Origin of the sequence: Bacillus sp. SM2101 (genome assembly GCF_018588585.1) — a bacterium.
Classification (GTDB): Bacteria; Bacillota; Bacilli; order Bacillales; family SM2101; genus Nanhaiella; species Nanhaiella sioensis.
Genome location: NZ_JAEUFG010000016.1, coordinates 1 through 17886 on the forward strand (window position 1 = coordinate 1; position 17886 = coordinate 17886).

A 17886-nucleotide genomic window follows, 5' to 3' on the forward strand; every position below is an offset into this window, starting at 1 on the left:
AATACGCGCTGAAAATTGATTTTGAAATGGAACCCCCGATGTTTAAAGTATCAAATACTCACTATGCAAAAACATGGTTATTACATGAAAGCGCACCGAAAGTTGAGCCACCTGAAATAGTGCAGCGTATGAAAAAGCAATATGAATCTTTCAAACGCAGACATGAAAGAGGGTAAATGAAAATGACGAATAGAAGAGAAAAATTGTTGGAAATTCAAGATCTTAAACAGCATTTTAAAGTTAGTAAAGAAAACACAGTAAAAGCTGTTGATGGTATTTCCTTTGATATATATAAAGGTGAAACGTTTGGCTTAGTTGGAGAATCAGGTTGTGGAAAATCTACTACAGGAAGAACGGTCATTCGTTTATATGATGCAACTGATGGCAAAGTTATTTTTGGTGGGGAGAATGTCCACGGGAAGAAGTCCAAAAAGGAATTAAAATCTTTTAATAGAAAAATGCAGATGATCTTTCAGGATCCATATGCGTCACTTAACCCACGGATGAAAGTATCTGACATTATAGCAGAAGGAATTGATATTCATGGTCTCGCTTCTTCTAAGCAAGATCGAATGAATAGAGTCCATGAATTGCTAGAAATTGTTGGACTTAATCGAGAGCATGCGAGTCGATATCCCCATGAATTCAGTGGCGGACAAAGACAACGTATAGGGATTGCAAGGGCACTAGCAGTAGACCCAGAATTTATCATTGCAGACGAGCCTATTTCAGCTTTGGATGTTTCTATTCAAGCTCAAGTTGTGAACTTGATGAAACAGTTGCAAAAAGAAAAAGGTTTGACATATTTATTTATTGCGCATGATCTTTCGATGGTCAAGTATATTAGCGATCGAATTGGTGTAATGTATCGTGGGAAAATTGTTGAATTAGCAAGCAGTGATGAGCTCTATAACGACCCAATTCATCCTTATACGAAATCATTGTTATCGGCAATTCCATTGCCTGACCCAGAACATGAGCGCTCTCGTAACAGAATAATTTATGACCCTTTGCAGCATAATTATGATACTGAAGCTCCTGCAATGAGAGAAATTAAACCAGGCCATTTTGTCTATTGCTCAGAGTCTGAATACAAACGTTATAAAGAAGAACGGAAATAGTAACGATAGATCTCTTTTTTAAGGGATCTTCTTTTTTTAGGCTCTTTTGTATATTATGTTGCTTTTTTAACTTACATTTGAGTAATTGATGTGTCTAATGTGTTTGTAGTCTTTAGAGAAGAAAAGATGTCATGAATGCTTGGTGTATACGTATTTATTTCTTAGTACGCGAAGCAACAATTAATGCGAAACAAGCCTAAGTAATTAACACTTCTTGTCCTTTACTGCTAGTTTTATACTTGTAAGTTGGATATTACCTTCTAGCTGTCCTATTTTCTAATAAACGCAATATTTTGTCATACTCAAATATAAACAGCTAGATAAACCATTCATCATAATAAGTTTGTTGGGGTTAATTATATGGCTTTGTCTAAAATGCTCGAATTACAACCATAAAATAGCCAAAAAAATAAAAGAATTTGATAAACATTACCCCAAAAATTAGTTATTTGATTTATAATTAACTTAATTCATCTTAGTTGGGGGAACACTGATTTATGAATATAAAGGGATATTTTATTACACTTATAACTGCTAGTATGTTGTTCTTTTTGTTTGGTACAGATGGGTATGCTAAGCAAGTAGAGTCAACTTCGGTAAGTAATCACGTTATAAAAAGGTCAGTTGTAAAGAAAAAGAGCCTACCTGAACAGCTACCTCGATACATGTATGATTCTGGGTTGTCCTTTGAATACCCAGACGCAGTAAGAGGGATTTATGTGACAGGCCATTCAGCGGGTGGGGATAAATTTGGTTCTTTAGTTAATTTAGTTGATTCATCGGATTTAAATGCAATGGTAATAGACATAAAAGATGATTATGGCAATATGACATACATACCAGAAAACCAACCATATAAAGAAATTGGAAAAAACTATATTAAAGACCCTGTAGAAATGTTAAAGACACTAGAAGAAAAGAAAATATATCCAATTGCTCGGATTGTCGTATTTAAAGACAGTGTCCTTGCGAATAAATATCCTGAATGGTCATTTATTGAAGAAAATAATATTTGGACAAATAGACGGGGCGAATCGTTCGTTAACCCATTCATAAAAGAAGTTTGGGATTATAATGTCGGTATAGCAATTGAAGCAGCAAAGCTAGGTTTTCAAGAAATTCAATTCGATTATGTGAGATTTCCAGAAGGATTTGAAAAACGTGATTCAATTTTATCGTACAGTATGGGAGAATATGCAAGCAAGGATATAGATAATGTTCAAAAACGTGTTCAATCAGTTACAGATTTTGTTGCCTATGCAAAAGAAAAGCTTAAGCCATATGGCGTAAAAGTATCGGTGGATATTTTTGGTTATACAGCAACATTGCCTGAAGCTCCTGGGATAGGGCAAAACTTTTCTAAAATATCAGCAAATGTTGACGTTATTTCGTCTATGATTTATCCTAGTCATTGGACAACATATTTTGGTATTCAAAAGCCTGATTTAGAGCCATATAAACTGGTTACAGAATATATTAAGGTTGAAGCTGAGAAATTAAAGGAATTAGCTAATAGTCCTATCTCTAGACCTTGGCTCCAAGATTTTACTGCTTCTTGGTTAGGAAATGGTAACTATAAACCATATGGCAAAACTGAAGTAGAGGATCAAATTAGAGCTTTGAATGAAAATGGTGTAAAAGAATTTTTACTTTGGAATGCAGGTAACTCCTATACAGAAAATGTAGATTATACCCCGTTGAACTAGGAAATTACTTGTGAAGGTCGTTAGAAATATATCAATGGAGGTATTGGAATGGTTATTGATTATTTTACTGATTTTGCTATAGTGGCTGTACTAATCATTGGTATTACTGCTATGATGGGAGTCATGTTAAATGGTATTGGTGAAAAGTTTTTCGGAGGAAGAAAGAAAGCTGAATCTTTTAATCAATCTGCAAATACACAAGTCGGTTGGAGAAGTGTTGGAGGAAAGCGAAATTAATTTAACAGGAGACTTTTCCCTATATGTACAATGAAGCAAAGTAGTTTTTACGAATGTATAACATCGTTAATGTAAGAAAGGTGCTGCGAAATAGTTGTATGCGTTTTAAATTCTTATTTTCAATACTGTCAATGAGAAAACAGTCCTGCTCAAAAAGATTCAATACCATTAAATACAAATTACATCTTATAGAAAATTACACTAAAATAAAATATATATAAGAAAAAACCTAGCTGTCGCTGGGTTTTTTTACACATAATTAATTGAAAAAAGTATATCTTTCTATATATATTTATTGTATAATTATCAATAGACATTACTTATTTAGATTTATTTCAATTTAGATTTTTTTTTCTTTTTTTGAAACTTTTTGTGTTTATTTACGTATAACATTTTAGAGAGTATCAAAAGGTGGAGAATATAAGCTGAAGCATTGTTTATGTTACAACATGTTTGCTCGTACAATTCGTTAACATTCTCTTATCAGATATACTGAACTTTTGGTAACTTTTAATTTATGAAATTATTTCTTATGTGAGCTTTCTATCCACATAAATTATGGGAGTGAAGAAACAATGGTAACTTTATATTCATCACCAAGTTGTACTTCCTGTCGCAAAGCAAGATCTTGGTTAGAGGAACACGATATTTCATTTAAAGAACGAAATATATTTTCAGAATCTCTAACTATCGAAGAAATTAAAGAGATTTTAAGAATGACAGAAGAAGGAACAGATGAAATCATATCTACAAGATCAAAAACTTTTCAAAAATTAAATGTTAATGTTGATACTTTACCATTGAATGAATTGTATAGTCTTATTCGTGAAAATCCTGGATTGTTACGAAGACCGATTATCATTGACGAGAAAAGACTTCAAGTAGGTTACAACGAAGATGAAATTAGAAGATTTTTACCGCGTAAAGTTAGAACTTTTCAATTGAAAGAAGCGCAAAAATTAGTAAACCAATAATCTGGAATATAAAAAAACTTCTACATCTCGATGTAGAAGTTTTTTAGCTTAGGTTCTTTTCGCAAAATTTTCTGCTATTAATAACAATATAGCAAAACGCAACTATTGGTTGTTTATGTGTGTCATCGTTTTAAAGAAGAAAATACTTCACGAACTCCAGTTGTGTACGTATTTATTAAAATTTTAACATTTGCAGCCATAGCATTGGCTGAGATTTTTAGCGAATAGCTTGTTGGTTTTCGTAAGATGCTAATAACAGAAATAAAGTTGCGAATTGTGGATGTATGAGTGGCGAATTTAATTTCAAGTTTTTATTAACAAGACCAAACAAGGCTTATCATGATTTAGTTAATTTAAAAGTCTTGTGCCGTTTAACGAACTACTCTGATCCGATTACTAATATATCCACCTGTAATTACAAGTAAAATGCAAATATATGGTATAATGATTTTTGCGTAATTATAGTGGTTAAAAAATTGTGTAAAATATAATTCATGTGTAATCATTCTTCCGGCAGTAAATGCTAAAATACTTGCTCCTATATAGATAATAATAGGGTATTGATCCATTATGTATAGTATTAGTTTACTGCCCCAAATAATAATTGGAACAGAGATTAACACACCAATTATTACGAGTGGCAAATGTCCTTGTGAGGCTCCAGCTATTGCAATTACATTGTCTAAACCCATTATAATATCTGCAAAGACAATTGTCCGAATAGCAATATATAAAGAAGTACTCGCTTTAAGTGTTGCTTGATCTTGGCTCTCTGACACGAGTAATTGATAAGCAATCCTGAGAAGTAATATTCCACCAATCATGTACAATAACGGGATAGTCATTAATAAAGCTGCAATAATAGTTAAACAAACACGAACAATAATAGCAAAGGTAGTACCAATAAAGATAGCTTTATTCCTTTTAGCTTCAGGAAGATTTCTTGTTGCTAAGGCAATGACAACAGCATTATCACCGCCTAATACGATGTCAATTCCAATAATCATCATGATTGTAATTACGTAATCAAAATCCATTCTCGTCCTCCTGTTAACTAAATAATAGCGCTATCTTTTTTATGGCTTTGTTGTAAACTTAGCTGATTCTTTTACTAAATGACGACTGTTAAACTAGATTAATGAAATCTTAGTGTTTGGTGCAAAGATGGTTATATTGTGATTATTTTTTAGGTAGCATAATAAAAAAATGCGAAAGCAGCTTTTTTTATTAATAGTACAAGTATAGTAAGCAACATTCATCATTATGACGAGTAAATAACAAATATATGGCCATCTTTAAAAAACGACATTTTATATAGTATTACGTGATATAAATGATCTCGCTCTAGAAGGTTCGATGGAAAGAATAAGGACGATACATTGCTATGTTGATAAACTAACTACAAGTCCATAAAAAAGAGACTAATTAAGTTTAAATAGGCTTTTTGTCTGCTCTTATTGGGCAGTAGATGGTTTTTAAATAATCGGTATTTTTTATTTCCATTCCTTTTGTATTTGTCATAAAATAAAAGTACAAGAATGATTATAATCGTGAAAAAGTGTATCACGGGGGTAAATAAGTCCCTTCAAAAACATCCTATGGAAGGGAGTTAATTATATGGAAATTGAACGAATAAATGAGAATACTGTAAAATTTTATATTTCATATTTAGATATTGAAGAAAGAGGATTTGACCGTGATGAAATATGGTATAATCGTGAAAGAAGTGAAGAACTTTTTTGGGAAATGATGGATGAAATTCATCAAGAAGAAGACTTTGTGGTGGAAGGTCCGTTATGGATACAAGTCCAAGCATTGGATAAAGGGCTTGAGGTACTCGTAACAAAAGCTCAACTTTCTAAGGATGGGAATCGGTATGAGATTCCTTTATCAGAAGATCGAATAAAGGAATTACCTGTTGATGAGAAAATAGAAGAGTTACTTGATCAACAATTTAGCCCAGCTAAGGATGATTATAATCAAAATGTTAACCAAGTAGATGATGAACAACTCGAATTTTTACTTAGGTTTGATGATTTTGAACATATTATCTCATTGTCACATCGAATAGATGGATCACCATTCAAGAATCGATTATTTTCATTCGAAGGACAATATTATTTATATGTTGAATTTAATGAAGAAAACATGATAGGGGATGAATTGGACGCTATTATAAGCTTGTTGTTAGAGTATGGGCAAGAAACAACAGTGACAATTCATCGACTAGAAGAGTACGGAAACGAAATCATTAAAGAAGATGCAATGACGGTTATAGCTAATCATTTCCCATCAAGATAATAAAAGCCGATTTCTGAAATAGTGAAATCGGCTTTATTAAAATACTTGTGAGTGTTATTAAATGCAGTAATGCAATTGGACTTTTGCCCACGTTAGTGTGGGCAAATTTTAATTAATTTTGCTAACTTAGGATTGAAGAACTGTAGTATGAGGCGGTGTGGGGAATGAAAAAAACATTACAGGTTTTAGTATTTTCATTTATTATAGTTATCTTATTTTATGTTACAAAACAATATTGGGAAGGCTGGATTCTAGGAGCGGCTAGTTTAATTATTAGTTTATCAGTTATTTTCATTGGTTTTGTTATTTTCTTAGAAAATAGAAATCCAACAGCAACATTAACATGGCTTATCATTTTAGGTAGTGTTCCGTTGTTAGGTTTTATTTTTTACATAATATTTGGTCGTAATTTTCGCAAGCGTAAGTTATTTGCTAAAAAAGCGTTGTTGGATGAACAGACATATTTAAAAATTGAAGGTGGACCATATTGGAGTGAGGAAAAAATAACTCATATGGGGGAGCATCAACAGCTTCTTTTCCGCCTTGCACAGAATTTAGGTAAAAGCCCAATATCTTTTTCAACAGAAACGAAAGTGCTTACAAATGGTGAGGAAACATTTTCTCATATTTTAGAGGCATTAAGAGGGGCGACACATCATATACACCTTGAATATTACATCGTAAGGCATGATGACATTGGGCAGCAAATCAAAGATATTTTGATTGAGCGAGCACAACATGGCGTTCAAGTACGCTTTTTATATGATGCAGTTGGCTGCTGGAAACTTTCAAGAAGCTATATTGAAGAATTGAGAAAAGCTGGGGTGGAGATGATTCCTTTTTTTCCAGTTAAATTACCCATTCTAAACCACAAAATTAACTTCCGTAATCATCGAAAAATAGTAGTGATTGATGGAACAATAGGTTTCGTAGGTGGTCTAAATATTGGTGATGAATATTTAGGTAAAGATTCTTATTTTGGTTTTTGGAGAGATACACACTTAGCTGTTCAAGGTGAATCAGTACGGACTCTACAATTGATTTTTTTACAGGATTGGTACTATATGACTGGACAAAAGTTGTTAACTCCAAGCTATTTGTCTCCACAGTTAATTGATAAAGAGAACTTGGGCGGTGTTCAATTAATTGCTGGTGGACCAGATAACGAATGGGAAATCATAAAGCAGCTCTTTTTTTCTATGATCATTTCCGCAGAAAAATCTGTTTGGATTGCAACGCCTTACTTTATTCCTGATGAAGATATTTTCACAGCGTTAAAAGTTGCTGCTTTAAGCGGAATTGATGTAAGAATATTGATGCCTAAACGTCCAGATAAAAAGATTGTATTTTATGCATCCCGTTCGTATTTCCCTGAGCTGTTAGAAGCAGGGGCGAAAATATATGAATACAAAAAAGGCTTTATGCATAGTAAGATTCTAATTGTGGATGATGAAATTGCCTCAATTGGAACATCAAATATGGATATGAGAAGTTTTCATTTGAATTTTGAAGTGAACGCATTCTTATATCGAACAAATAGTATTCGAGCATTAACAAATGATTTTATTCATGACATCGCACATTCTGATATTATTACTGAGGAGCAATTTAGTACCAGGCCAATTTGGGTTCGTTTATATGAGTCAACTGCACGATTGTTGTCGCCACTATTATAACAAGGATATCTTTTTTGAGGGTCAAACTTTGCGTTTAGACCCTTTTTTATTTAGGCTCTTATTCGTAAACTTTATTGCTTTTATTTGAGTAACTGATGTGGATTATATGGTTTTTATAGTTTTTTAGAGAAGAAAAGATGCCCTAACCGATTATTAAGCATGTTTAGCTCTTATTATGAAAAGCAACAATTAATCCGATAGTAGCCTAATACATTAGGCAATGAGATATATACCGATACAAATAAAAGGTTAACACCGAGCTACGGTAAAACAACTTATAACTTGCGATCAGTAACAATTATTTTTTAAATCGCTGACAATTGTCTATCATAAGTGCTAGCAATTTTAATTAAATATCATTAGCACCAAAGTTTTTGTAAATAGTCTAAAGGGATTTTGCTATTTTAGTTGAATGACAAATAGAAAGGGTGGTGACAATGTGTTAGTCGCAAAATTAAGTAATAATAAACAAGTATCATTAGTTGAAAACTGGACGCGGAAGGAGCTTGAAATTCTAAAAAGAGACGAAAGCTTTTATTGTCCATCTTGTGGCGAAATGATGTACCTTAAGCTTGGAACGAAAAGAATATTTCACTTTGCACATCAAACGAAGGAGAATTGTAAATTTTCGATTGAACCAGAATCTCAGTATCATATGGAAGGGAAAAGTGAGATATATGAATGGTTAAAAAAACAATCATTTTCTATCAAGCTAGAGCATTATATAAGCAACATAAAACAGCGACCTGATTTAATTATTAGAGACAATCATCATGTATATGCGATTGAGTTTCAATGTTCTACGATTAGTACTGAACTTTTTGCCAAACGAACAGCGGCTTATAAAAAATATGGTATTATTCCAGTTTGGATATTAGCAGCTAGCTTTATGAAAATAACTTCTCGGTGCATGAAGATATCTCAGTTTCAATCATTATTTATTCAAGATCTATATGGGCGTTATGGCAAGATCATATACTTTTGTCCGTATAAACGGCGGTTTTATCTTAACGAAAATCCACTTTTCTTCTCTTCAACTGAAGTTCTCTCTGGTATAGTTTCTCTTCCACTTCATTCAAGTACATTTTATCAGTTGCTTAAATCAAAAGGTTTTCATGGGAAAACACTTTATGAAAATTGGGCCTATAAAAAGAAGTATTGGCGTTTATATTGTACGGTTTATCCTTCAAAAGACCTCGAAAAACTACTTCATGTATTGTATGAAAAAAAAATCCCACCGAGCCTAATTCCAGCGGAAGTTGGTATACCTACTAATTATTCCTATTGGTTTGAGACACCACCGATTGTTTGGCAAGCTTATATATATGTTGATATTCTTATGAAAAGTAATGGGGGAACTTTCACATTCGCTGACATACTTAATTGTGTGAACCTACGAATCACTAATAATAAAATATCGATTAGAACATTACCTTTAGTGACAAACTCACATTATGCTAATGCTATTAGAGAATATTTGCTTTTATTAGAGAAATTACAAGTGATAAAAAAAATTAAACATCAAGGGTTTAAAGTAAAAAAAGAATTTACGCTACCTAAATCTTCTGAAGATGCAGTTTTATTGGATTATGATATAATGAATAAGTTACTATCATATAATAATAAATAGTTATATATGAATTGTTCAAACAATTTAGAACTGTGAATTTAAGGAGGCTATACGATGTCCGAACAGGCAGCAGTGAAGAAAATACCTACAAGAGATGAAATAAGTATTGAAGATACATGGAAATTAGAAGATATTTTTGCATCTGATGAAGTGTGGGAAAATGAATTTAATGCAGTGAAGGCACTTATTCCAAATGTCCAAAAATATAATGGAAAACTAGCAGATTCTGCAGAAGTTTTATATGATTTATTACAACTACAAGATGAAATAACGATGCGACTTAGCAAGCTTTATTCTTATGCACATATGCGTTATGATCAAGATACAACGAACTCTTTCTATCAAGGTTTAGATGACAGAGCAAAAAATCTGTACACACAAGCTTCTAGCGCTTTATCATATGTAGTTCCAGAAATCCTTGCCATGGAAGAGAGTCAGCTTAAAGAGTTTTTAGATAATAAAGAAGAATTAACGTTATATAAGAAGGCATTGGATGATATTACGCGTCAACGACCACATGTGCTGTCTTCTAGTGAAGAAGCTTTGTTAGCCCAAGCATCTGAAGTGATGGCATCTTCTAGTAATACGTTTGGGATGCTTAACAATGCCGACCTTACATTCCCAACTATAAAAGATGAGAATGGGGATGAGGTTGAAGTAACACATGGACGTTATATACGCTTCCTAGAGAGCGAAGATCGTCAAGTTAGAGAAAATGCATTTAAAGCTGTTTATGATACATATGGTAAATATAAAAACACATTTGCTAGTACATTAAGTGGAGCTGTGAAGAAGGATAATTTTAATGCAAGAGTGAGAAATTATGAGTCAGCTCGTCATGCAGCATTAAGTGCTAATAATATACCTGAATCAGTTTATGATAATTTAGTGGATACAGTAAATGATCACCTTCCTTTATTGCATAAATACATTTCTTTACGTAAAAAGCTGTTAGGTGTTGATCAACTTCATATGTATGATTTATATACACCACTTGTAAAAGACGTGAAAATGGAGGTAACCTACAAGGAAGCCAAGGATTATTTAATGAAAGGTCTTACTCCGTTAGGTGAGGATTACTTAGCCGTGATTAAAGAAGGGCTAGATAATCGATGGGTAGATGTTCATGAAACTAAAGGCAAACGAAGTGGGGCATATTCATCAGGGACATATGGTACAAACCCATATATTCTAATGAACTGGCAAGATAATGTTAATAACTTATTTACACTTGCGCATGAGTTTGGTCACTCAGCGCATAGCTACTACACTCGAAAATTCCAGCCATACCCATATGGAAATTACTCAATCTTTGTAGCTGAAGTAGCATCAACTTGTAATGAGGCGCTACTTAATGACTATTTATTGAAAACAATAGATGATGAACAAAAACGTCTGTATTTATTAAATCATTATTTAGAAGGCTTCCGTGGTACGGTATTCCGTCAGACGATGTTTGCTGAATATGAACATCTTATTCATCAAAAAGCGCAAGCAGGTGAAGCGTTAACAGCCGAATTATTAACAACGACTTATTATGATTTAAATAAAAAGTATTTTGGAAATGATCTTGTCATTGATGAAGAAATCGGTCTTGAGTGGTCAAGAATCCCTCATTTCTATTACAATTACTATGTATTCCAATACGCTACTGGATTCAGTGCTGCTACTGCCTTGAGTAAACAAATCCTTGATGAAGGTCAACCAGCTGTGGATAGATATATGGACTTTTTGAAAGCGGGTAGTTCAGATTATCCAATTGAAGTATTGAAAAAAGCTGGAGTTGACATGACTTCATCAACTCCAGTTAAAGAAGCTTGTCAAGTTTTTGAAGAGAAGTTGAATGAAATGGAACAGCTATTAACAAAATAACTCGAAAAAGGAATGGGAATCCCGGAATCCCCATTCCTTTTTATTGTTCAACAAGCTCTGATGGATAAGAGGGTTGCACGCACTTATATTATTAATGATGTGAAGTGGTGTAGTTAGTTAAACTCCACGAAAGCGATTACGATCGTTAAGATAGATTATGAAACTTAAGATAGTAATAAAAAGTAAAGGAGAGCTAATATAGATCGGAATAATTTGCATTAACCCAAGTATTTGTATAGCTAAAGCAACTATAAAAAAAATACTAAATAGTACAACGACAAGTTTCATACCATCAACCTTTCTGTCCGTTAATATAATGATATTTGGAATGTGGTACGAGTAGTTATAATGTATATTGTATGATGGATAAGTGTAATGTATGACAAAATTGTGAAAGGGTGAGCAGAATTGTTGCCATTGTTTCATTCATCTGTTATATTATACTTGTGAAGTTAATCACAAACAAACAATACCCCTTGTTTGACCGTGAAAATTTCTCCCATCCCCTTTGTTGTCTTTAGACATACATGAAAAAAGCTTAGTTTATGCTTACTAAGCTTTTTTTATTTGTCTCTCTTCGTAAACTTAACTACTATAAATGTAAGAAAAAATGCTAAGAATACTTTTTGTATTCGGTTATTATCTCAGTAATAACGTCACTATGTGAAAAGCGTTGCTACAATTTTGTTAACTAGGTGTCCAAGTACAAGAACAATGTGTGTATATATGTTGGGTTATATGGTTTGGACAATGAATGAGTAAAAATAATTCATACAAACACCAGGCTAATCGTAATACTATTGACTTACCATTATCGATATATGTTGGAAAAGAAACAATCAATGTATATTTCTTAATAATAATAACGTAAAGAAAAAGAGTCTTACACATGATTGGTCAGACTCTTTCTACAAGGCTATTTTTGAATACATTGTCACTTATCGTTTATCTCTACCTTTATTCTGCAAAACGCAGAGTGTTACGCAAATGGACATCTTAATTCTCTAAGTTAGGAATAATAGCAACAAAGTTTAGGAGAACAGCCCTAATAAAGTGATGAAGCTACTGGATATATCTCCAGAACGTCCCGTATTTTACAGGAACTCTTTCAACCTTTTTTTGCAATGCAAGTTTTTTCATCTCTCGTTCTACGTCATTACAAGACATATCGTAGACAACAGATATTTCTTTTGTTGCTACAAACCTAAAATGCTGTAAAAACACTTCAAGTGGAGGAACTGGGTCTGCTTGCACTTTTCTACCGAGCATATCTTGAATGACCTGCACATAAACATCATAAGAATAGCACCCAGATATTTTTAACCCTTCATCTTCCACATGTTCATTAAATAGGATGAGTGTAGGTATTTCCTGTACATCCATTTCCGAAGTAATTTTCAAGTCACATTGTAGTGCTCTTGCAGCACTTGGTGAGTGAATATCTTTAATAAATTCGTCAACATCAAGTCCTACATCTTTTGCACATTCAATTAAAACTTCTTCGTTAGAAATGTTTTGCTTTTCTAAAAATAGCACTTCTTGTACTTTTCTTAGAAATCGGTTCCCTGATTTTCGACCTTGAAGCTCTGCTGCTTTAATCGCAACTGAGACTGCATAGGGTGTTGAAATTGGATCTTCCATCCATATTGTTCCGTCGCATGACATTCCACTTCTGCTTGCTGCCCTTTCCCAAACCATAGCCATATTTTCATGGCTTTTCTTTCTTCTAAGTTGTAAAGTTTCTAATTTTCCACTAACTATATGACGCAATGAAAAAAAACGTCCATATTCAATTATTAATTTTTTTACGATTGGTTCAAGACCCCAACAATCAGAACAAAGCGGATCAACAAACATGTATAATTCTAATGGCTTTCTTTGTGGTGTATGAGAGCTTAAGGTATGGTTTTGCATATTACTTGATTGTTGCTTTTTCAAAATGAAACCCCTTTCGTCTCTGTTCCTTGATCAGGTGTGTTAATCATATGTTGGGCAGTTAATACTAATCTGTTATAAAACTCTTCACGCACAGGACCGTTAAGGTTTACTGCATCCATTGCTTCTTTCATGCATTGTAACCATGCTCTTGCTCTAGTTGGTGTAATTTCAAATGGCATATGTCGGGCACGTAGCATCGGGTGACCATGCTCAGTCGTATAATGGTTTGGTCCACCTAAATATTGTGTTAAAAACTGTTTTTGTTTACGTGCAGTTTCGGTTAAGTCGTTAGGAAAGATAGGAGCCAACTCAGCATGTTGCTTCACTCGGAGATAGAACTCATCTACTAGCTTATCAATGAATTGTTCGCCACCTATTGCGACAAATGGTGTTAACATCTTATCGGTCATGTTGACTACTCCTTTTTTATTGTAGAATAGATTATTTCTAAGTTCTAACCTCTCTCATTGTTACACCTTTTCGACTGAAGACAAAAAGATTTTCATCATAAGTCGAAAAGGCACTACAACACTTGTAAGGGTTAAGCATCTTTATTTTTTTTTTTCCAATGATGTCTCTTATTCCTTATAGTACTTTTGGAGGACTAAGGACTTTACGCTTATATAAAACTTAGTAAATGTATGTTTATTTTAGCAATCTATAACAGTTATCTCAAATAAAGAGCACTGAAATTCGTACACAAAAAAATACCATCCTGATTAAAGGAGGTACTATCAAGGTTTTTAGCTATTAATAATAGAAAAAAACACTTTAATTTTATAATGAGTGATATGTATTAGTTACTTTTTTAACATAGTTTTGCGTTTCTTTAAATGGTGGGATACCTTCAAACTTATCTACATTTCCTGGGCCAGCATTATATGCAGCTAGAGCCAATTCAAGATCGTTATCGTATCTATTAAGCATATCACGTAAATATTTCGTCCCAGCTGCAATATTCTCTTCCGGATCATATAAATTTGTAACACCTAACGCCTTAGCTGTAGGAGGCATTAATTGCATTAAACCAGTTGCCCCTGCTCGACTAACTGCATTTGGGTTAAAGTTGGACTCTGTCTTTATCACAGCCAAAATTAACTTTGGATCAATATTATATTTTTGTGCAGCATTATTTACGATCTCATCATATGTTTTTGGAGTGCTATTGTCACTTGCGATACTTCCGTTTAGCTGTTGTTGAGCATATGCTTGTGTTGTTAATTGACTATTTTGGACTGAAACATTTGCTGGAGCACTTGAATCCACTAAATATTCATTTAAAAGCTCTTTAAATAGAGACTCATTTAATGATGTTTGTGATGAGCTTACTTGAAAATTTTTCAATGCCTGAAGCTCCATCATAACTTTTAAACGATCAATACTCAATTTAATCACCTATCTTTCTAAAATACGAGGAAGTTTTAATATGTTGCTTACGTTATTAAAGTGAACAGATCGCATGTCCTTTTTTAACGCTAAATCCAATCAGCCACATTGTGAGAATATAAATGATTGAATATGAGGTGACAAAAGTTAGTTGATTTGTCTATGGTATCATTTCGTTCATTTTTTTTCTTTGTTATGTATGGCTCTTTCCGTAAACTTTGTTGCTTTTTTTCATTTATAATTGAGCAAGTGAAGTCATTATATAACTGTTATAACCATTAGAGCAGAAAAGATGCCCCCAAATGTTAGCTATATTCACAGTGAGCTCTTAGGTAAGCAACAATTTATTCGAAATCAACCTTATGTATTTATGAAATGAACATTTTCATTGTCAACTTTCTTCTTTGTTAATCTTATAATTATAAAATCTTTGAATTTTATTTTCTGTTTTACGTACAGGAATTTGAAATTTACTTAACAGTTTTTGAAATGTAGCAAATCCAGTTTCGTAATTTCTTACTTCATATTCAATTTCGTAATCATCTATTGTTAAATAATGACTATGGTCAAAAACTAGCGTTCCACCCTCATATATTATTTCGGCTCTATTTGTAGAAAGTGAACCAAAATACTTTATTTCGTTAATTGGAACATGAAGTTTTTTTAATTGCTGAAGAACCTCTCCATTTATGGAAAAATCGTTGCGAAGCAATCGTTGTGCTTGTTCATCTGTAAGCGGTTGATGTGTCTCAAGTAAGCCGACTTGGGCTGGCTGCTTTAATGTTAGCATATATTCGTTTTCTTTTAAACGGATTCTCAATGCAGAAGCTTTACTTTTAAGCGCAAAATCGTTTGTATCGAAATAATAGTTTACCTGGGATTTGAAATGTGTATTGTTTATTGAAAAAGCATTTAGCATGTTGTTAAATTCAATTTTCGTCAAAATATTTTTAAATTCAATTTCAATTTCTTGAGTCACTTTGAATACGTCCCTTCTACCTGTATCATTACATTATCTCTTTAATTTATGACAATCGCAATTATTATCTTCATATACAAGAGTGTGATAAAATAAAACCAACATTCACTATAGAAGGAGAGCATCATGCGAAAAATAATTACGATAACTAGTTACAAAATAAATGAGCAAATCATACAACTATGCTCAAATGATACAAGTATTAATATTACAAAAGGAAAAGATACGAAGCAAATGCTTGTTGATTCAGATCAGACTGCCTTTATTTATATCATTGAATGTGATGAAGAGTATGTTTATATAGAGATTCCACATGCTTGTTGGAAAGGGTTAAAGCAGCTTCTCTTACATAATTACCAAGCTGTTTTACAGGTGGGGAATCAACGTCTTCAACTTGAAAATATGAAAGAAGAGTTAGAGTACTTAATTAATAATATTGAAGGAAATACAAACTATGGTGACGAAATGGTTAGTAAAGTGGAGGAAATATTTTTAACTAACTGATTAGGTTACATAGTTAAACCTCAAAGATTTTTATACTGTTACATATATATAAAGAGCTAAATCTTTCAGCGTAAGAGTAGATGGTGGTGTTTAATATGGGTGAACATTGGGACGTGTTTTTAGCTCCTTATCGTCAAGCAGTCGAGGAGTTAAAAGTAAAACTTAAAGGAATGCGCTCGCAGTTTGTTATGCATTCTGAGCATTCAGTTGTTGAATTTGTAACAGGGCGTGTAAAGCCAATTGCGAGTATATTAGATAAAGCAGCAAAAAAAAATATTCCTCTCAGTAACTTAAGTGAGGAAATGCAAGATATCGCTGGATTAAGAATTATGTGTCAATTTGTTGATGATATTAAAATAGTTGTAGAAATGTTACAAAAGCGCAATGATTTTGAAATTATTGAAGAGAGAGACTATATAAATCAAAATAAAGAGAGTGGATACCGCTCTCATCATGTAGTTATTCGATACCCTGTGCAAACGATTAAAGGTGAAAAACAAATTCTTATTGAAATACAAATACGAACATTAGCGATGAATTTCTGGGCTACAATAGAGCATTCACTCAATTATAAATATCGCGGTCAATTTCCAGAGGACATCCAGCTTCGTTTAAAGAGTGCTGCTGAGGCAGCATATAGATTAGATGAGGAGATGTCCTTAATCCGTGAAGAAATTCAAGAGGCACAAGCATTCTTTACTAAGAAAAAGGAAGTACATGATTCAGATTAATCATTTGATTACTTGAAAAGGGATGTTGATAATGAAATTTGCTGTAACTTCAAAAGGTGACACTACATCAAATACATTAATGCATAAAATGAAAACATACTTATTAGATTTTGATCTAGTATATGATGAGGATCGGCCAGATATAGTCGTTTCTGTAGGTGGAGATGGTACGCTATTGTATGCTTTCCATCGTTATAAAAGCAGACTCGATAAAACTGCATTTGTAGGTGTTCATACAGGTCATTTAGGTTTTTATGCGGATTGGGTTCCAGATGAAATTGAAAAGCTTGTTATAGCTATTGCAAAAACACCTTATCAAGTGATTGAGTACCCAATATTAGAAGTAATTATTCGTTACTTAGATGGAGCTAAGGAACAAAGGTATTTAGCCCTAAATGAATGTACTGTAAAGAGTGTTGAGGGGTCTCTTGTAATGGACGTGGAAATAAAAGGTCAGCATTTCGAGACATTTAGAGGTGATGGGTTATGTGTTTCAACGCCGTCAGGCAGTACAGCATATAATAAAGCACTAGGCGGTGCTATTTTACATCCATCATTAGAGGCTATACAAGTAGCTGAGATGGCTTCTATTAACAATAGAGTGTTTCGTACGATTGGCTCACCTTTAATATTGCCAGGGCACCATACATGCTTGTTTAAGCCCGTAAATGATGTGGATTTTCAAATCACTATAGATCATTTAACACTACTTCATAAAGAGGTTAAATCCATACAATATCGGGTTGCTCATGAGAAAATAAGGTTTGCTCGCTTTCGACCGTTTCCATTTTGGAAGCGTGTTCGTGATTCATTTGTTAAGGAATGACTACA

General features: G+C 33.1%; 16 protein-coding genes and 1 pseudogene. 12 read left to right on the forward strand and 5 right to left on the reverse strand.

The genetic code is table 11. The features are described 5' to 3' along the window. The 5 genes and pseudogenes from JM172_RS24830 to spxA form a co-directional block, all read left to right on the forward strand. A pseudogene (locus JM172_RS24830) lies at positions 1-176 on the forward strand (ABC transporter ATP-binding protein); the annotation flags it as partial. A gap of 6 nt (positions 177-182) precedes the next feature. Further along, entirely contained in the window at positions 183-1121 is a 939-nt protein-coding gene (locus JM172_RS15515) for an ABC transporter ATP-binding protein (RefSeq protein WP_214483285.1), read from the forward strand. 497 nt (positions 1122-1618) lie between these two features. Further along, a complete protein-coding gene (locus JM172_RS15520; RefSeq protein ID WP_250886700.1) occupies positions 1619-2827 on the forward strand; it encodes a putative glycoside hydrolase in 1209 nt (402 codons plus the stop codon). A 48-nt stretch (positions 2828-2875) separates the two neighbouring features. After that, the gene (locus JM172_RS15525; RefSeq protein WP_214483286.1) at positions 2876-3064 is read left to right on the forward strand and encodes a hypothetical protein; all 189 of its coding nucleotides are present in this window, start codon (positions 2876-2878) and stop codon (positions 3062-3064) included. Positions 3065-3639: 575 nt separating this feature from the next. Then, positions 3640-4038 carry a transcriptional regulator SpxA gene (spxA, locus tag JM172_RS15530; protein ID WP_214483288.1) on the forward strand — a complete coding sequence of 133 codons (399 nt, stop codon included), beginning with the start codon at positions 3640-3642 and terminating at the stop codon, positions 4036-4038. Between the two features lie 371 nt (positions 4039-4409). Here spxA and JM172_RS15535 read toward each other — a convergent pair whose 3' ends face one another. Further along, a complete protein-coding gene (locus JM172_RS15535; RefSeq protein ID WP_214483290.1) occupies positions 4410-5075 on the reverse strand; it encodes a TerC family protein in 666 nt (221 codons plus the stop codon). Positions 5076-5655: 580 nt separating this feature from the next. Here JM172_RS15535 and mecA point away from each other — a divergent pair. The 4 genes from mecA (at position 5656) to pepF (ending at position 11517) form a co-directional block, all read left to right on the forward strand. After that, entirely contained in the window at positions 5656-6339 is a 684-nt protein-coding gene (gene mecA / locus JM172_RS15540) for an adaptor protein MecA (protein ID WP_214483291.1), read from the forward strand. 164 nt (positions 6340-6503) lie between these two features. After that, positions 6504-8015: a cardiolipin synthase gene (cls, locus tag JM172_RS15545; RefSeq protein WP_214483292.1), complete on the forward strand. Its 1512-nt coding sequence runs from the start codon at positions 6504-6506 to the stop codon at positions 8013-8015. A gap of 412 nt (positions 8016-8427) precedes the next feature. Then, complete coding sequence (locus tag JM172_RS15550) at positions 8428-9645, forward strand: competence protein CoiA (RefSeq protein ID WP_214483293.1); 1218 nt, start codon at positions 8428-8430, stop codon at positions 9643-9645. A gap of 54 nt (positions 9646-9699) precedes the next feature. Continuing rightward, positions 9700-11517 (forward strand): oligoendopeptidase F, encoded by a 1818-nt coding sequence (gene pepF / locus JM172_RS15555; RefSeq protein WP_214483294.1) that lies wholly within the window; start codon positions 9700-9702, stop codon positions 11515-11517. A 1062-nt stretch (positions 11518-12579) separates the two neighbouring features. Here the strand turns inward: pepF and JM172_RS15560 are convergent. From JM172_RS15560 to JM172_RS15575, 4 genes are all read right to left on the reverse strand, one after another. Next, positions 12580-13431, reverse strand: coding sequence for a ClpXP adapter SpxH family protein (locus tag JM172_RS15560; RefSeq protein WP_214483375.1), 852 nt, complete (start codon positions 13429-13431; stop codon positions 12580-12582). 20 nt (positions 13432-13451) lie between these two features. Beyond that, the gene (locus tag JM172_RS15565; protein WP_214483295.1) at positions 13452-13865 is read right to left on the reverse strand and encodes a globin domain-containing protein; all 414 of its coding nucleotides are present in this window, start codon (positions 13863-13865) and stop codon (positions 13452-13454) included. A 367-nt stretch (positions 13866-14232) separates the two neighbouring features. Further along, positions 14233-14841, reverse strand: a complete 609-nt coding sequence (locus tag JM172_RS15570; RefSeq protein ID WP_250886701.1) for a lytic transglycosylase domain-containing protein — start codon at positions 14839-14841, stop codon at positions 14233-14235. A 391-nt stretch (positions 14842-15232) separates the two neighbouring features. Continuing rightward, positions 15233-15820 (reverse strand): CYTH domain-containing protein, encoded by a 588-nt coding sequence (locus tag JM172_RS15575; RefSeq protein ID WP_214483296.1) that lies wholly within the window; start codon positions 15818-15820, stop codon positions 15233-15235. A 126-nt stretch (positions 15821-15946) separates the two neighbouring features. On the opposite strand from JM172_RS15575, the gene JM172_RS15580 reads away from it, so the two are divergent. From JM172_RS15580 to JM172_RS15590, 3 genes are all read left to right on the forward strand, one after another. Continuing rightward, positions 15947-16324, forward strand: coding sequence for a UPF0738 family protein (locus JM172_RS15580; protein WP_214483297.1), 378 nt, complete (start codon positions 15947-15949; stop codon positions 16322-16324). A 95-nt stretch (positions 16325-16419) separates the two neighbouring features. After that, complete coding sequence (yjbM, locus tag JM172_RS15585; RefSeq protein WP_214483298.1) at positions 16420-17055, forward strand: GTP diphosphokinase; 636 nt, start codon at positions 16420-16422, stop codon at positions 17053-17055. Between the two features lie 31 nt (positions 17056-17086). Next, a complete protein-coding gene (locus JM172_RS15590) occupies positions 17087-17881 on the forward strand; it encodes an NAD kinase (protein WP_214483299.1) in 795 nt (264 codons plus the stop codon). The last annotated feature ends 5 nt before the right edge of the window (positions 17882-17886 follow it).

What these genes read in the sequence shown, in the direction of transcription:
- JM172_RS15515 (WP_214483285.1), top strand. Translation starts at nt 183, where the DNA reads ATGACGAATAGAAGAGAAAAATTGTTGGAAATTCAAGATCTTAAACAG.
- JM172_RS15520 (WP_250886700.1), top strand. Translation starts at nt 1,619, where the DNA reads ATGAATATAAAGGGATATTTTATTACACTTATAACTGCTAGTATGTTG.
- JM172_RS15525 (WP_214483286.1), top strand. Translation starts at nt 2,876, where the DNA reads ATGGTTATTGATTATTTTACTGATTTTGCTATAGTGGCTGTACTAATC.
- spxA (WP_214483288.1), top strand. Translation starts at nt 3,640, where the DNA reads ATGGTAACTTTATATTCATCACCAAGTTGTACTTCCTGTCGCAAAGCA.
- JM172_RS15535 (WP_214483290.1), bottom strand. Translation starts at nt 5,075, where the DNA reads ATGGATTTTGATTACGTAATTACAATCATGATGATTATTGGAATTGAC.
- mecA (WP_214483291.1), top strand. Translation starts at nt 5,656, where the DNA reads ATGGAAATTGAACGAATAAATGAGAATACTGTAAAATTTTATATTTCA.
- cls (WP_214483292.1), top strand. Translation starts at nt 6,504, where the DNA reads ATGAAAAAAACATTACAGGTTTTAGTATTTTCATTTATTATAGTTATC.
- JM172_RS15550 (WP_214483293.1), top strand. Translation starts at nt 8,428, where the DNA reads ATGACAAATAGAAAGGGTGGTGACAATGTGTTAGTCGCAAAATTAAGT.
- pepF (WP_214483294.1), top strand. Translation starts at nt 9,700, where the DNA reads ATGTCCGAACAGGCAGCAGTGAAGAAAATACCTACAAGAGATGAAATA.
- JM172_RS15560 (WP_214483375.1), bottom strand. Translation starts at nt 13,431, where the DNA reads ATGCAAAACCATACCTTAAGCTCTCATACACCACAAAGAAAGCCATTA.
- JM172_RS15565 (WP_214483295.1), bottom strand. Translation starts at nt 13,865, where the DNA reads ATGACCGATAAGATGTTAACACCATTTGTCGCAATAGGTGGCGAACAA.
- JM172_RS15580 (WP_214483297.1), top strand. Translation starts at nt 15,947, where the DNA reads ATGCGAAAAATAATTACGATAACTAGTTACAAAATAAATGAGCAAATC.
- yjbM (WP_214483298.1), top strand. Translation starts at nt 16,420, where the DNA reads ATGGGTGAACATTGGGACGTGTTTTTAGCTCCTTATCGTCAAGCAGTC.
- JM172_RS15590 (WP_214483299.1), top strand. Translation starts at nt 17,087, where the DNA reads ATGAAATTTGCTGTAACTTCAAAAGGTGACACTACATCAAATACATTA.